Annotated in this window: 12 protein-coding genes; 6 read left to right on the top strand and 6 right to left on the bottom strand. The window is 61.4% G+C overall.

Translation table 11 applies throughout. The features are described from left to right. Positions 1–99: 99 nt before the first annotated feature. Positions 100–1773, top strand: a complete 1674-nt coding sequence (ggt, locus tag ACJ8IJ_RS00335) for a gamma-glutamyltransferase (RefSeq protein ID WP_437188860.1) — start codon at positions 100–102, stop codon at positions 1771–1773. Positions 1774–1975: 202 nt separating this feature from the next. Next, positions 1976–4273: an FdhF/YdeP family oxidoreductase gene (locus ACJ8IJ_RS00340; RefSeq protein ID WP_442518390.1), complete on the top strand. Its 2298-nt coding sequence runs from the start codon at positions 1976–1978 to the stop codon at positions 4271–4273. Between the two features lie 47 nt (positions 4274–4320). Here the strand turns inward: ACJ8IJ_RS00340 and ACJ8IJ_RS00345 are convergent, their stop codons facing one another. The 3 genes from ACJ8IJ_RS00345 to ACJ8IJ_RS00355 all read right to left on the bottom strand — a co-directional run bounded on the left by ACJ8IJ_RS00345 (position 4321) and on the right by ACJ8IJ_RS00355 (position 7821). Then, positions 4321–5091, bottom strand: coding sequence for a DeoR/GlpR family DNA-binding transcription regulator (locus tag ACJ8IJ_RS00345; protein WP_004938020.1), 771 nt, complete (start codon positions 5089–5091; stop codon positions 4321–4323). Positions 5092–5204: 113 nt separating this feature from the next. Continuing rightward, positions 5205–6428 (bottom strand): FAD-dependent oxidoreductase, encoded by a 1224-nt coding sequence (locus ACJ8IJ_RS00350; RefSeq protein ID WP_004938022.1) that lies wholly within the window; start codon positions 6426–6428, stop codon positions 5205–5207. Then, positions 6418–7821 (bottom strand): NAD(P)/FAD-dependent oxidoreductase, encoded by a 1404-nt coding sequence (locus ACJ8IJ_RS00355; protein WP_004938024.1) that lies wholly within the window; start codon positions 7819–7821, stop codon positions 6418–6420. Before ACJ8IJ_RS00355 ends, ACJ8IJ_RS00350 begins: the two co-directional genes overlap by 11 nt. A 259-nt stretch (positions 7822–8080) precedes the next feature. On the opposite strand from ACJ8IJ_RS00355, the gene ACJ8IJ_RS00360 reads away from it, so the two are divergent. From ACJ8IJ_RS00360 to ACJ8IJ_RS00370, 3 genes are all read left to right on the top strand, one after another. Next, positions 8081–9541, top strand: a complete 1461-nt coding sequence (locus ACJ8IJ_RS00360) for an FGGY-family carbohydrate kinase (RefSeq protein WP_154870363.1) — start codon at positions 8081–8083, stop codon at positions 9539–9541. Beyond that, positions 9534–10766 carry an ethanolamine utilization protein EutH gene (eutH, locus tag ACJ8IJ_RS00365; protein WP_049188926.1) on the top strand — a complete coding sequence of 411 codons (1233 nt, stop codon included), beginning with the start codon at positions 9534–9536 and terminating at the stop codon, positions 10764–10766. Before ACJ8IJ_RS00360 ends, eutH begins: the two co-directional genes overlap by 8 nt. 99 nt (positions 10767–10865) lie before the next feature. Then, entirely contained in the window at positions 10866–11222 is a 357-nt protein-coding gene (locus ACJ8IJ_RS00370; protein ID WP_442518156.1) for a DUF1937 family protein, read from the top strand. Between the two features lie 38 nt (positions 11223–11260). Here the strand turns inward: ACJ8IJ_RS00370 and ACJ8IJ_RS00375 are convergent, their stop codons facing one another. Both ACJ8IJ_RS00375 and ACJ8IJ_RS00380 read right to left on the bottom strand, forming a co-directional pair. Continuing rightward, positions 11261–13186, bottom strand: a complete 1926-nt coding sequence (locus tag ACJ8IJ_RS00375; protein WP_442518157.1) for a DUF3857 domain-containing protein — start codon at positions 13184–13186, stop codon at positions 11261–11263. Positions 13187–13308: 122 nt separating this feature from the next. Then, a complete protein-coding gene (locus tag ACJ8IJ_RS00380; RefSeq protein ID WP_031299653.1) occupies positions 13309–13878 on the bottom strand; it encodes a helix-turn-helix domain-containing protein in 570 nt (189 codons plus the stop codon). Positions 13879–14007: 129 nt separating this feature from the next. Here ACJ8IJ_RS00380 and ACJ8IJ_RS00385 point away from each other — a divergent pair, with 129 nt between their 5' ends. After that, a complete protein-coding gene (locus ACJ8IJ_RS00385; protein WP_442518158.1) occupies positions 14008–14904 on the top strand; it encodes a DMT family transporter in 897 nt (298 codons plus the stop codon). A gap of 209 nt (positions 14905–15113) precedes the next feature. On the opposite strand, the gene ACJ8IJ_RS00390 is transcribed toward ACJ8IJ_RS00385, so the two are convergent. Next, positions 15114–15719: a nitroreductase family protein gene (locus ACJ8IJ_RS00390; RefSeq protein WP_442518159.1), complete on the bottom strand. Its 606-nt coding sequence runs from the start codon at positions 15717–15719 to the stop codon at positions 15114–15116. Positions 15720–15769 lie beyond the last annotated feature (50 nt).

Here is a 15769-nt window from a genome sequence, read left to right on the forward strand (position 1 = left end):
TAAAGCGTCGCAACAACCCGAAGAAAACGCGCTAACCTGCTGTTTCAAAATAATTAGTTGAATTCACCTGATAACTGAACATCGCTAAAAGGATCTTCTATGTCTGCCGGTTTATTGAAAACGATAGCTCTGAGCGTGGCCCTTGCCTGCACCGTTCCCGCCGCCTTTGCCGCCGATCTGGCCGCCGGCGCGGTCGCCGCCCCGGATCAGTATGGCGCCAAGGTCGCCGCGCACATTCTGCAGGCCGGCGGCAACGCGGTCGACGCGGCGGTCGCCACCGCCTTTACCCTCGCGGTGACCTACCCTGAAGCCGGCAATATCGGCGGCGGCGGCTTTATGACGCTGTACGTCGACGGTAAGCCCTATTTTCTCGATTACCGCGAAGTGGCGCCCAAGGCCGCCAGCAAGACCATGTATCTGAACGAGAAAGGCGAAGTGATCGAAAATCTCAGCCTGGTGGGCAGCCGCGCCGCCGGCGTGCCGGGCACCGTGCTGGGGTTGTGGGAAGCCCACAAGCGTTTCGGCAAGCTGCCGTGGGCCGAACTGCTGACGCCGGCGATCGGCTACGCCCGGCAAGGTTTCACCGTAGCGGATCAGCAGTATCAGTACCGTGAAGACGCCAACAAGCTGTTCGCCGGTAAAACCAACTTCGGCGACTATTTCGGCGCCATGAAGCCCGGCACGGTGTTCAAACAGCCGGAGCTGGCCGCCACCCTTGAGCGCATCGCCAAATCGGGCGCCGACGATTTTTATCACGGCGAAACTGCCCGCCTGCTGGTGGCGCAAATGCAGCGCGACAACGGGCTGATCGGCGCGGCGGATCTGGCCGACTACCGGGTGAAATGGCGCGAACCGATGCGCATCAGCTGGCGCGGCAACACCGTGTATACCGCCCCGCTGCCCAGCTCCGGCGGCATCGCGCTGGCGCAGCTGCTGGGGATAAAAGAAGATCGCGCCGCCGACTTCAAGGGCGTGCCGCTGAACTCGGCGCGCTATATCCACCTGTTGGCGGAGATCGAAAAACGCGTGTTCGCCGATCGCGCCGACTACCTCGGCGATCCGGATTTCACTAACGTGCCGGAAGCGCAGTTGATCGCCCCTGATTACCTGCAAAAACGCGCCGCCGAGATCAATCCGCAGGCGATCTCACCGACCGAGCAGGTACGGCCGGGGTTGGAAACCCACCAAACCACCCATTTCTCGATCGTCGATGCCGCCGGTAACGCCGTCAGCAACACCTATACGCTCAACTGGGACTTTGGCAGCGGCGTGGTGGTCAAAGGCGCCGGCTTCCTGCTCAACGACGAGATGGATGACTTCAGCGCCAAACCGGGCGTCGCCAATGCCTTTGGCGTGGTGGGCAGCGACGCCAACGCCATTGAGCCGGGCAAACGCATGCTCTCCTCGATGAGCCCGACCATCATCACCCGCGACGGCGACGTCACCCTGGTGATCGGCACCCCGGGCGGTTCGCGCATCTTCACCTCGATCTTCCAGGTGATCAACAACCTCTACGATTACCATCTGCCGCTGGCGCAGGCGGTGGCCGCCCAGCGCGTACACCATCAGCTGTTGCCGAAGGACACCGTCTACTATGACAGCTTTGCGCCGCTGACCGGCAAACCGGCGGACGAGCTGAAGGCCATGGGCTACACCCTCGAAGACCAGGGCTGGAACATGGGGGATATTCAGGTCATCCGCATCGATGGCCGCACGCCGGAAACCGCGTCCGATCCGCGCGGCCGCGGCGTGGGCCTGGTGGTGAAAAAGTAACGCCCCGGCGGCCCGCCTCAGGTTAGACGGGCCGCTACTTCCCCGCATTGACTGCCGCTGCGCCCTTTCTTACTCATCTATACTGAAGCGACAGGCTCGCGTTTGACGACGGCGGCGTCTGCCTTCCTTCTTAGACGATAACGACAATATTAATTTTAAATCAATCACCTGCATTTATCGTAAGCGGTGTCGGAGGCAATCAATAATGGCGAAAAGACGAGCAGTACCCGGTGTCCATCCCTACGATGGGCCCGCCGGCGGTTGGGGCGCGCTGAAAGCGACGGCCATCGCCGTGCGCACACAGATGGATACCCTGGAAGCGCCGGTGACGCTGATGCGTACCAACCAGCCCGACGGGTTTGACTGCCCGGGATGTGCGTGGCCGGATAAAGAGCATCGCTCCACCTTTCAGTTTTGCGAAAACGGCGCCAAAGCCGTGACCTGGGAAGCGACCAGCAAGCGCGTGACCCCTGAATTCCTAGCGCAAAATACCGTGACCTCACTGCTGCAAAAAACCGATTATCAGTTGGAGGACTACGGCCGTCTGACCACGCCCCTGTTTTATGACGCCGGGACGGACACCCTGCGCCCGCTGGCCTGGGACGAGGCGTTCCAACGCATCGCCGCCGTCTTGCAGACGCTGCCGCCGGAACAGGTGGAATTTTATACCTCCGGCCGGGCGTCCAATGAAGCGGCCTACCTGTTCCAGCTGTTTGCGCGTGAATTTGGCAGCAATAACTTTCCCGACTGCTCCAACATGTGCCATGAGCCGACCAGCGTTGGCCTGCCGCAGTCGATCGGCATCGGCAAAGGCACTGTCTCGCTGGACGACTTTGACAGCGCGGAGCTGGTTATTTCCATCGGGCACAACCCGGGCACCAACCACCCGCGCATGATGGGCACGCTGCATGAGCTGGCGCGCAAAAAAGTGCCGATCATTGTGTTTAACCCGCTGCGCGAGCGGGCGCTCGAACGTTTCACCGATCCGCAAAACGTCATCGAAATGGCGACCTACAGTTCGACCCCGATCGCTTCAACCTACTATCAGGTCAAAGCCGGCGGCGATGCCGCGGCGCTCAAAGGCATCGCCAAAGCGTTGCTGCAGTTGGATGATGAGCATGGCAATGCGCTGGATCACGCCTTTATTGCCGAGCACACTGAAGGGTTTACGGCTTTCGACGCCGATCTGCGGGCCACCCGTTGGGAAGCCATTGAGGCGGAAAGCGGTCTGACGCGTCAGGATCTGGAACAGGTCGCCGCCGCTTACGCGAAATCCAACGCCACCATCGTGACCTACGGCATGGGCATTACGCAGCACAATAAAGGGACGGCCAACGTGCGCCTGATCGCTGACCTGCTGCTGCTGCGCGGCAACATTGGCAAACCGGGCGCCGGCATTTGCCCGCTGCGCGGCCACTCTAACGTGCAGGGCAACCGCACCGTCGGCATCACCGAAAAACCCTCGGCCGAATTTTTGGCGAAGCTGGAAACGGTGTTTGGCTTCACGCCGCCCAAAGCCCACGGTCACGATGCCGTGAAATGCATGCAGGCGATGATCGACGGCGCTTCGAAAGCGTTGATTTGCCTGGGCGGCAACTTCGCCGTGGCGCTGCCGGACCCCGAGCAGAGCTTCCCGGCGATGAAAGCGCTGGAGTTAAGCGTGCATATCGGCACCAAACTCAATCGCAGCCATCTGTTGGTGGCGAAAGAAACTCTCATTCTGCCCTGCCTGGGCCGTACCGAGCTGGACCTGCAGGCCGGCGGACGGCAATCGGTGACGGTGGAGGATTCGATGTCGATGGTGCATGCCTCGTCCGGCAAATTAAAACCGGCGTCGGAACTCCTGCGTTCGGAACCCGCCATTGTGGCCGGCATGGCCAAAACGGTGATGCCCGCCAGCAAGGTGCCCTGGGATGAGTTGGTCGAGGATTACGACGTGATCCGCGATCTGATCGAAAAAACCATCCCCGGCTTCGACAATTACAACGCGCGCATTCGTCAACCCGGCGGTTTTCGCATGCCATTGCCGCCGACAGAACGCCAGTGGCCGACGGCGACGGGCAAAGCGATGTTCTCGGTGTTCAGCGGGTTGCACGAAGACCAGATTGCGGCGGAACAAGATACGCTGCGGCTGATCACCCTGCGCAGCCACGATCAGTACAACACCACCATCTATGCCCTGGATGACCGCTATCGCGGGGTTTTCGGCCGGCGCGACGTGCTGTTTATGAATGACAGCGATCTGCAACGTTTGGGGCTGGAGCATGGCGACGTGGTCGACCTGGAAACGGCGCTGCCCGGCAGCACCCAGCGCCTGGAAGGCATCACGGTGATCGCCTACAACATCTCGGCCGGATCGGTTGGCGCCTACTACCCGGAAGCCAACGTGCTGGTGCCGCTGCATTACATCGATGAGGAGAGCGGTACGCCTTCGTACAAATCGGTGCCAATCCGCGTGAAGCTAAGATCCAAAGAGGTGCGCGCGGTCGATATCGCCTGACGGAAGCGGTTTGAGCCTTTCTCCGCATGGAGAAAGGCTTCTCCCCTTTATACCTGCGCCACCAACACATTGACGTTGGCGGGGAAAACCAATCCTTCCAATGCATTACCGCTGTCGGAGGTCACCAGATAATCGACCTCGGGCCATTTGGCCACCAGCGTCATCGCATGCCCGCGCAGCTTGTTTTCATCCGCCAGCACGATGCATTTGCGGCTCTGCGCAATCATTTTGCGCGCGATAGCCGCCTCATTGACGTTTTGATCCATCACCCCGGTCTGCACATTAACCGCACCGGCGCCGATAATGGCGTAATCGGCGAAAAACGCTTCGATATTATTCAACGCGATCGCGCCCAGGCACGCCATTTTGGAGTCGATGAACTGCCCGCCGATCAGCACCACGTCGATGGAGTCATTTTCCAGACAGACGTTGGCGATCAGCGGCGAGTTGGTGATGACCGTCAACTGATCCACCGTCGCCAACTGCCGAGCGAACTCCAGCGTGGTGGAGCCGAAATCCACGAACACCGTATCGCCCGGTTGGATCAGCGTCACCGCTTTCTCCGCGATGGCGCGCTTCTCAGCCTCGGCGATTTTGGCCCGCTCATTGAATTCATGCTCGAACTTGAACTGGCTGCTGACCGCGCCACCGTGGATCTTCTTGATCAGCCGATAGTCTTCCAGCTTGTTCAGATCGCGCCGAATGGTTTCCTGCGAAACCTGGAATTTATCCGCCAGCTCATTCACGTAAACCCGGCCATTGGCCTGGATCAGCGCCAGTATTTCATTGCGCCTTTCCACGGAATTAGAGATATCCATTCACATTACACTCGCTGCCTTAAGTAAGAGTGACTGCTTCCGCCGAGACTCGCGGCGTTAACTGACGGAATACTACGGGTTTCATGGCGTTAGACGCAAGCCGTAGCCGCCGTTCATCCGGCGGGTTCGATGCTGATGTGCAGCGCGTCACGCTCGCCGCCGGGCGGCAAGGCGATATTGCGCAGCAGGATCCGCCGTTCCGGCAGGCAGCGATGCGTTTTGCGGTACAGCACTTTCTCCCCCAGCCGCACCACCACTGAACCGGACACCGGCTGTTCCACGCGCATATTGATCGTGACCTTGGCGGGTTTGCCGATCAGCGCCACGTTGGCAGGCGCGGTTAGGCGGATCCGCTCGTCATGCCGCACCGGGAGGATTTGCCGCGCCGGCGGCAGCGTGCGCTGCAGCGAACGGGCAACGGCTTCGCCGACGTGCAGCCCTTCCTGATAACACTGGTCGCCCATGTCCGCCGGATGCAGCATGTTACCGACGGCGAAATAGGCGGCGTCGGAACAGCGGCCGAACTGATCGGTCAGCGGGCAGCCGCTCTCCGGCCGCTGCGCCAGGTGGCTCTGGCGGATCAGCGTATACTCCCCGGTGAAGCGGCCGGTGAAGATCAGGCTGTCGCAGGCGATGCGCCGTTTCTCCCCCTGGCGATTCTCCACCTCGATGGATTCGACCCGATCGCGGCCGGCAATGTCGGTCACCCGCGAATAATAGTGAATCGGCACCCCCATCAGGCGCGCATAGAGCGCGCTCAGCCGCCAGGCGACGGGCCTGCCGCCGCTTTCAATCATGGCGACGGCGCGCACGCCGGCGTTGCGCAGCGTCCACAGCGCGGAGAAACTGACCAGCTCGGTGCCGACCACCACCGGCGCCTTGCCCGGCTGCAGCCCGCGCAAATAGACGAACTGCTGCAGCGCGCCGGCGGTCAGCACGCCCTGCGGCCGCAGGCCGCTCACCAGGCGCGGATGACGCGGCGTCTCGCGCACGCCGGTCGCCAGGATCACCCGCTGCGCTTTCAAGGTGCTGACGCCACGGCGGTCCGTGATGGTCAGCTCACCGTCTGGTTTGATGGCGAGCACCGTCACGCCGGTACGGATCTCCACCTGCCCGGCGCGCGCCAGTATTTTATCGACATAGGTGGACCCCAGCATCGGCCTATAAAACGTTTGCAGCCCAAAGGTGGGGTGCCGACAGTGCCTGGGCACGCCGCCCGCCTGCTGTTCCCGCTCCAGGATCACCACATCCTCGATGCCCGCCTGCCGCAGCGCGGTCGCCGCCGCAATCCCGGCCGGCCCGGCGCCGACAATCGCCACCTGATACTCAGTTTTCATCAATGCTCCCTACGGCCAGCGTTTGGCCAAAACGATCGCCCACCATTTCCGCCACCCGGCTGCTGCAATAGAAACCGTTGCAGCGCCCCATCATCACGCGCGTGCGGCGCCGCAGCCCGCCGATGCATTCCGGCGGCACGGCGGAATCGAACGCCGCCTCTATCTCCCGCTGGGTCACCAGCTCACAATGGCAAACGATGCCGCCGTTGTCCGGGCGCGCATAATCGCGCAGCGCATAGTCGGCAAGCATCGGCATCTGCGGCCAATGCACGGTCTGCGGCGTTGTCGGCGTGAAGCACGGCGTAAAGTGGTCACGATAGAGCTGTTCCACATATTGCGCGATGCCGAGCGCCGCCGTCAGGCCGGTGGAGCGAATGCCCGCCACGCAGATCCACTGCCGGTCGGGATAGTGCTGGATGCGGTAGTGTTTCTGTTCGGTCGCCGGGCGTAATCCGGCATAGCTGGCGGTCACGCTGTAATTCGCCAGCGTGGGCAGCAGCCGGGTGCCCTGTTCGATCAGCTCGCGCATTTTGGTTTCGTCCACCGTCGCCGTCTCGCGATCCTGCTGCTCTTCGGCGGTCGGCCCGAGCAGCAAATTGCCGAAGATGGTTTTCGACAGCAGCACCCCTTTGGTGATCGCCGTCGGCACCGGCAAGATGATGGCGTTGACCTGACCGGCGGCGGCCTTGTCGAACACCAGGAACTGCCCTTTGCGCGGGCGGATTTCAAACTCGGGCTGATGGCAGAAACTTTCTACCCGGTCGCCCTGATTGCCGGCGCAGTTGATGACGATTTTGCCGTGAAACTCGCCCCGGTTGCTGGTTAGCCGCCAGCCGGTCGGCAAGCGTTCGGCGCCGGTCACCTCGGTATTGAAGCGATAGTCGCCGCCGTGTTTGACACCTTGCGTCAGGTACGCCAGCGGCGTGCTCCAGGGATCGATCACGCTCTCTCCCGGTACCTCTACCGCCGCCAACGCGCCGGGCGCCAGCTGCGGCTCACGGCGATACAGTTCGGCGGCGTCGATCTGCGCCACGTCCAGCACGCCGTTGTCATGCGCCTGCTGCACGATCGCGGGCAGCGCCGCCAGCTGCTGCTCGTCCCACGCCACCACCAACGCGCCGGTAGGCAACAGCGGCAAATTCATCCGTTCACGGATAGCGATAAACTCCCGGTAGCCGGCCTGCATGCAATGCAGTTCCAGGCTGCCGCTCGGCGCATCGAAGCCGGTATGCAGCAGCGCGCTGTTGGCTTTGCTGGCGCCGGACAGGATATCGCCCCCCTTTTCCAACAGCAGCGTACGGGCGCCCATCAGGCAGAATTTGCGGAATACCGCACACCCGACCACACCGCCGCCAATCACGACAATGTCCCAATCCGTTTGTTCTTCCATCATGCTGATGTCCCGTTTTGATGTGATAACCACAATAAAACCACACAATAAACGCATTTGAAATGGTAAAAACAACACAACTCCCAAAAAAAGGCCGCATAAGGCGGGGGATAAGCAAAAAGTATGAGGTCGATCACGCGGGGTTATTTTATCTTGTGATTTATGTTGCTTTAATGTGTGAAATTGAAGATAGATTATTAAAACAGTCACACAACCAACACCAGGCACAATAAAAAAACAAAACCTATAAGAGAGCGAAGCAATGATGAATCAACGTTATGCCGCGATTGATCAGGGAACCACCGGCACCCGGGTCGTGGTGTTCGGCGAAGACGGCAGGCACCATTCGCCGGCCAGCATGCCGCACAAGCAGATCACTCCCAATCCGGGCTGGGTGGAACACGACGCCCTGGAGATTTTGGCGAATATCCGCCGCTGTCTCAGCCAGTGCGACATGGTGGATGCCATCGGTTTAGGGCATCAGGGCGAAAGCCTGCTGGCCTGGGACGCCGACAGCGGCCTGCCGCTGTACAACGCCATCGTTTGGCAAGATCAGCGCACCGAGCCGGAGATCCAGCGCCTGAAACGCGAAGGCGTCGAGCCGCTGGTGATGGCGAAAACCGGCCTGCCGCTCGATACCTACTTCTCCGCCAGCAAGATGGGCTGGCTGATGAACAACGCGCCGGGGGCCAGGCAGCTGGCGCAACGCGGCCGCCTGCGGCTCGGCACCATGGACGCTTTCTTCCTGTTCCACCTGTGCGGTCGGCACCTCACCGACTATAACTCGGCCTCGCGCACCTCGTTGTTCAACATTCATACCCTGCAGTGGGACGAGGAGCTGTGCCGTTTGTTCGGCGTGCCGATCGACAGCCTGCCCGAGGTCAGAGACAACATCGGCCACTTCGGCGACGTCGCGCTCAACGGCAAGCCGGTGCCGTTGACGGCCTGCATCGTCGACCAGTTTGCCGGCACTTACGGCCACGGCTGCCATCAACCGGGGCAGATGAAGATCACCTTCGGTACCGGCGCCTTTTTACAGGCGATCACCGGGCCGCGCCCGATCGATGCCGGCGAGTCCGGCCTGTTGCCCACGCTGTGCTGGAAGCTGCCCGGCAGCGAGCCGGTGTATGGCCTGGACGGCGGCGTTTATAACGCGGCCTCCGCCATTAACTGGGCAAGAAAGATAGGTCTGTTCAACGATTTCGATGAATTCGGCGATTTTCCGGCCCAGCCGGCCATCGCGCGCGGCCTGGCCTTTGTGCCCGCGCTCTCTGGGCTGGCCTGCCCGTACTGGGATCGCTCCGCCGCCGGGATGTGGGCCGGCCTGTCGCTGGAAACCGAACGCAAGGATCTGCTGCAGTCGATCCTCGAAGGCATCGCCATGCGTTCCGCCGAGGTAATCAACGCCATGGATAAACTGAAACCGATCGGCGACAGCATTTCGGTGGACGGCGGTCTGTCCGCCAACCGTTACTTCACGCAGTTTCTCGCCAACCTGATCCAAAAGCGCATCGTCTCTCCCGCTAATAAGGAGATCACCGCCCTGGGCGTGGCGCTGCTGGCGCGTAAAGGATTGGGGATGGAACATCCGCTCAAGGTGCTCAACCGTTATGAAGTGACGGAACCCGCCGAGGTCGATATGAGGGTCTGGTTTACCCGCTATCAGGAAATCATCGCGCGCTCGCGCGGCTTACGTTCACCGCAGGAGGAACACCATGGCTGAGTTCGGTAATGTCATCATCTATATCATCATGGCCGGCACCCTGATCGGCGCGCTGGCGTCGATCGTCAAGCCGGAAGGCGAGCTGGGGCGTGAGTTCGTCAACGGCATTCATGCCATCGGCCCGGTGTTTCTCGCCCAGGCGGGCATCATGGCCGCGATCCCGATCATCTCTTACCTGATCATGTACAGCATCGGCCCCTTCTTCTCGGCGCTCGGCTCCGACGCCTCGATCGCGGCGCTGGCGGTGATCGCCGTGGACATGGGCGGCTACCAGTTGGCCGACGCCATCGCCGCCAACCGCGATATGTGGATCGTCGCCATGCTGGTGGGTTACACCTCCGGCGCCAGCATCGTCTACCTGATCCCGGTCGGGCTTATCATGCTGAACCGCGACGACCATAAGTATCTGGCGTTAGGGGCCATGGCGGGTTTGATCAGCATTCCGTTCGCCGTGCTGATCGCCCTGGTGACCATCACCTTCAACAACCTGCCGGTCAGGGAGATCATCTCCACCACCTCGCCCGCCGCGCACTATCTGCAGCTGGACTTGCTGCAGGCGCTGCGGCTGCTGTCGCCGCTGTTCGCCCTGTGCTTCCTGTTGGCGCTGGGGCTGAAGCTGCGGCCGGCGGCGATGGTGAAAGGATTCCTGATCTTCGGCAAGGCGGCGGATGCCTTTATCAAGCTGGTGTTGGCGCTGTGCATCATCGAGCATTTCACCGGTGTGTTTAAAAAGGTGTTCGGCGGCTGGGTGTTCGATCCGTTATTTGCCGACAAAGACGAATTATTCCGCGCTATCGAGATTGCCGGTTACATCGGCATTATGTTGGCGGGCACATTCCCCATTTGTTATTTATTCCAGCGCTATTGCCGCAAGCCGATGCATTTCATCGGTAAAAAGCTCGGTTTATCGGATACCGGCGCGCTGGGCTTTATTATGGTATTGGCCAATATCATCGCCGTTTATCACCTGTTCAAAGGCATGCGGGCGCGCGATAAGGTGCTGTGCGTGGCCTTCGGCATCTGCGCGCAGGCCACGTTGGGCGATCACCTGGCGTTTACCGCCAACTTCCAACCTTCGCTGGTGTTGCCGATCATGATGGGCAAATTCCTCGGCGGCATGATCGCCGTGCTGATCGCCATAAAAATTTCAGTGCCGGAGGCTGAATTGCTGGAAAAAGAACAGACGCAAAGGCAATCGACGGCCATCGCCGCCGCCGCTCGCTAAATTTATCCCTAAGCCATAAAAATAAACGGGGCGCCGCCTCACGGGGAAGCTGCGCCCTTTTTTCGTCCCTGACAACAATTATTGAGAGAACAAACGCTAATGAGAAAAATATTTTTAGCCTGCCCCTACAACCACGCCGACGCCAACGTCGTGCATCAACGCTTTATCGCCTGCAACGACGTCGCCGCCGCTATCGTGCGCGCCGGCAACGCCGTTTTTAGTCAGGTCAGCATGTCGCATCCGATCAATCTCTGTCTGCAAGATCTCGACAAAACTGCCATCGGCAAGCTGTGGGCGCCGATCGACGCGCTGTTCATGGCGGCGATGGATGAATTGATCGTGCTCGACTTGCCGGGTTGGCAAGAGAGCGGCGGCATCAAGCGCGAGATGGATTCTTTCGCGGCGCGCGGTTGCCGCGTCAGCCTGTGGTCCGAGGTCGCTAGCGAGTTCAACTGAGGCGTGCGCCCCGCCGCTTCGCGCGACGGGGCAGCGGCCTATTTGCCGTTGGCCAATTCACCGTACACCACCTGGCCGCGGAAACCGCGCCGCACCTGCTGGAACAGCTCGCGGAACGCCGGGTAATCCTGCGCCTGGCACAGCGCTTCCTTGCCGCGAATGGCATTCACCTGCAGGCGGTGATTGACGGTCACCTGCTGCCCGTCGCGCCGCCATGCGACGCGATAGTCGCCCGCCGCATTGCGGAACTGCCTGTCTTGCGGAATGGCGATAATCGGCACGTTGGCCGGCAGCTGCAGACGGTAGGTTTCGTCGTAGCGCTGCGCGCTGCAGTAGAACGGGGTTTCGTTGCCCGGCGCCGCCGTGGTGGTATACAGCGTGCGGAACGATTTGCCGCCGGGCGGGTTGGGCAACGTCATGCCGCCCACCACGCCGAAATCGACGTAGTCGTCCGCCTTGAAGCGGAAGCGATAGCCGAACTGCTTTTTGAGATCCAGCGGATCGCTGTTCATCGCCACTTCGCCGTTGCCGTCGATGCCGGAAGCGGACATGATCGTCGCTTCGGCCTGCGCCCGATTCTGACGGTTGATCTGCGAGAAGTAGCCCCGCAGGTCAATCTCTTCCACTTCGCTCAGCCGGCGCTCGGTCTGTCCGCGCAGATTGCCCGCCTTGTCGAACACGAAATCGACGTTCAGCGCGCTCTTGACCGGCTGCTCATCGCTGCCCGGGGTGCGCGCCAGCCTGGCGTCGCGCGTCAGCAGCACCGGCGCGCCCAAATCGCCCTCCGGCAATTGCCCGAAACGCGCCCAGGGATTGGTGGAATCGAGGTACAGTTTGAATTCCGGCACGTAGGTGATGGCGTGATTGAAGCGGCCAAGCAGCGGCACGTTAGGCAGTATCGGGCCTTCATCCATGCCGATCAGCACCGGCGAGCTTTCGATGCCCTTGGCGGCGAGCAGCGCCTCCAGGATCACCACGTGATCCTTACAGTCGCCGTAATGGTTATCGAGAATGCTCTGCGCCGAATTCGGCTCCAGCCCGCCGTTGCCCAGGTACACCGCCACGTAGCGAATGTTTTGCGCCACCCAGCGATAGAGCGCCTCCGCCTGCTCGCGCCGATCGCTGATGCCGGCGGTAATGTTGTCCGCCAGCGCCTGAATGCCCGGCGTCACCTTCGCCGCCGCACCGGCCTTCAACTGGTAGGCCTTGGCCAACTGCGGCCACTCGCGGTAGGTGCTGGCCATGATGGTCGGGCTGAAGGTCCAGCTGTCCGCCGCCCAGTTTTGTGCCTTCATCGGCGCGCTGCGCGAATAATGCCAGCGCCAGTGCGCCTGGCCGTTACGGATCTGCGGCTGGTCCCCGCCTTCAACGCCGCGGGTGAAAATATGCATCGGCAGCTTGGCCGGCGCCTGCAGGGTCACTTCGGCGTCGTCGAACTGATCGAAAACGCTGAACGTCTCCCACAGGCCGAAATAGTCGGGGAAATACGGGGTGTTTTGCGTGCGGCGCAGCTCATACACCACGCGCGATCCCGGCGCCAGGTTGGAGAACACGATGACGCGCACTTTGCGGTCGGCATACAGCGGCGCCGTGGCGCTGGAGTAGCTCTCCTGGGTGTAGATGCGGTCGGGTGCCACGTCGTGGCGCTGGCCGTCGGCGGTCAGCGTATAGGCGGCGACCACCTCCAGCGTTTCCATTTTTTCGCTGTAGCTCAGGCGGATCTGGCTGAATTTCTCGATCGCCGCCTTGGTCTTCAGCAGCACTTCGTAGCTTTCCGTCTTCACGTTGGTGGCGTTGGCGTTAACGCGATAATCCGCGCGATAGCGCACGAAGCTGAAATCGTTGTTGGCCGTGTCGTTCTGGCCCTGATCCGCCGCGGCGGGCGGTGCAGCGGCCAACACGGTGGCCGGGTGCGTCGCCGTCAAACCGGCGAGTAACAGTATGGAAGGAATAGCGATTTTCATCTTCGGTCCTTGAAGGGCGTTAAGCAGCGACACCGGGCCATACGTCCGTCCCGGCGTCAAAACAGGCGGGCACACTAATATAATTGAGAATCATTTTCAATAAACGAACCGTCAACGCCGTGCTAGCCCTGCTCGATCAACATGACGGCGGTGGTCTCCGGCTCCAGCGCTTCGAAAATATGCTCGCGATCGGCCGAGTAACTGATGTAATCCCCGGCGCTCAGCTCCAGCGGCTGATCCGCCGGCCCCAGGCGCGCGCGCCCGCTGCTGATGATCACATGCTCGACGGTGCCCGGCGGATGCGGCCGCGAGCATTTCGTTTCACCGGGTTGCACCCGCAGCCGGTAAATGTCGCGCTGCGCGCCCGGTGGACAAGTGGCCAACAGCGTGGCGGCGTAGTTGCCCTGCTCCGACAGCGCCGGCGTTCCCTCATGGGCGCGGATCACTTGCACCGGCCTGCTCGGCTGTGAAATCAGCCGGCTGACCGGCACATCCAGCGCCATCGCCAGCGCCCACAGCGTTTCCAGGCTGGGATTGCCGCTGCCGGCTTCGAGCTGCGACAGCGTGGACTTGGCGATACCCGCGCGCTTCGCCAGTTCGGTAACGGACAGGTTCAATCGCTCCCGCTCACGGCGGATTGCCGCCGACAAGAGGCCAATCGGCGTGATGTTCTGCATTAGGCTCTCGCTCATTGTTCGTTATACCATTCAGTTGTTCGACTTGACGAACAGCATCAACCGTGTTCATCATAATGTCCGATTGTTCATTTTAATGATTAAGCGACTTCACCACAAGCACGGTCAGGCCGCGAGGGAAACAATATGAAAACGAAAACGCGCGGCGCAGTGCAAATGATCCTCGCCATGACGATCTCCGGCACCGTCGGTTGGCCGGTACTCGTTTTAGGGCAGCCGCCCGCCACGGTGGTGTTTTGGCGCTGCGCGTTCGGCGCGCTGGCGATGCTGGCCACCTGCGCCGCGCTTGGGCAACTGAAATCAGGCGCCATCAACTGGCGGCAGCTGGCTTTCGCCGTCCTGGGAGGCCTCGCGCTGGTGCTCAACTGGACGCTATTGTTTGCCGCCTATGCGCATGCCTCGATCGCTGTCGCCACCGTGACCTACCATGTTCAACCGTTTATGTTGGTGGCGCTGGGAGCGCTGCTGTTCGGCGAAAAACTGACGGCTAATCGGCTGGGCTGGCTTCTGCTGGCGTTCGCGGGGATGGTGTTGATCGTCACCGGCCGGCAAAGCGGTGGCGGCGATGGCGACTATCTGTTCGGCGTGGCGCTGGCGCTGGGGGCGGCCCTGATGTACGCCCTGGCGGCGGCGATCGTCAAACAGCTGGCTGCGTTGCCGCCGCAGCTGATCGTGTTGATTCAGCTGACCGTCGGCGCGCTGGCGCTGGCCCCGTTCGCCGGGCTGGCCCACCTTCCCGCAGATTCGTTCGACTGGCTGCTGCTGGCGACCCTCGGTTTGGTGCATACCGGGTTGATGTCCACGTTGCTCTATGGCGCGATCCAGAAAATCCCCACCGCTCTGGTCGGCGCGCTGTCGTTTATCTACCCGGCAGTGGCGATCGTGGTGGACTGGGCGGCGTTCGGGCACCGTCTCAGCCTGTTGCAACTGCTGGGCACGCTGGCCATTCTCGGCGCGGCGGCGGGCATGAACTTCGGCTGGCGATGGCCGCCCGCCGCGCACCGGGCCGGTAAAATCGGTTAATCCCGCCTGACGGGCAAGCTATGCACAATAAGGCATTCGCCTTGTGTCCGGCGCGGTGCTATTTATTTAAACCGTGTAGGGTAGAAGGAGTGTTCTATGTGGCATCACCGCCTGCAACGGCGCATCCGTTTCAGCTACTGGAACGAACTGTGCGTCACAAAAAAATAAGGGAAGGCGCAAGCCTTCCCTTTTGTCATTCACCGCTCGGGTCAAAAACTGTCGGTTTTCACCACCTCGTCGAACGGCAGCTTGCCGATGCGCGGGTAAGGTTGCCCCGCCGCCTTGCCGATAGCGACCATCAGCGCGATCTGATAATGCGCCGGCTTATTGATAATCTCGCCCACCGCGTCGAAATCAAAACCGTCCATCGGGCAAGAGTCGTAGCCCTGCGCCTTGGCCGCCAGCATCAGCGTCTGGGCGAAGATGCCGCTGCTGCGCATCACCTCGTCGCGCTGCACCTGCGGCTTACCGCGATAATACTGATCGACGGCCGGGATCATGAATTGCTGCACCGGCTCCGCGGCCTCGGCCCAGACGGTTTTTACCTGTGACTCCCAGCTCGACAGATCGCCGCACAGCACGACCAGCATCGACGCGTCGGTCACCTGCGCCTGCCCCCACGCCGCCTCGCGAATTTTCTCGCGCTGCGCGCGATCTTCGATCAGCAGCGGGCGCCAGTGCTGCAGGTTAAACGCGCTGGGCGCGCCCTGCAGCGCGATAGTCAGCAACGCTTTTTTCTCTTCGAGCGTCATCACGTGCTGCGCATCGAACTGCTTGGTGGCGCGGCGCTGGCGGATTGCGTCTAACGTATTCATTTTACTGCCTCTGTCCATGTGAAAAGCTCTATTGTCGCCAACGCGGCGTG

This window comes from Serratia sp. CY40230 (assembly GCF_052168835.1).
Lineage (GTDB): Bacteria > Pseudomonadota > Gammaproteobacteria > Enterobacterales > Enterobacteriaceae > Serratia > Serratia nematodiphila.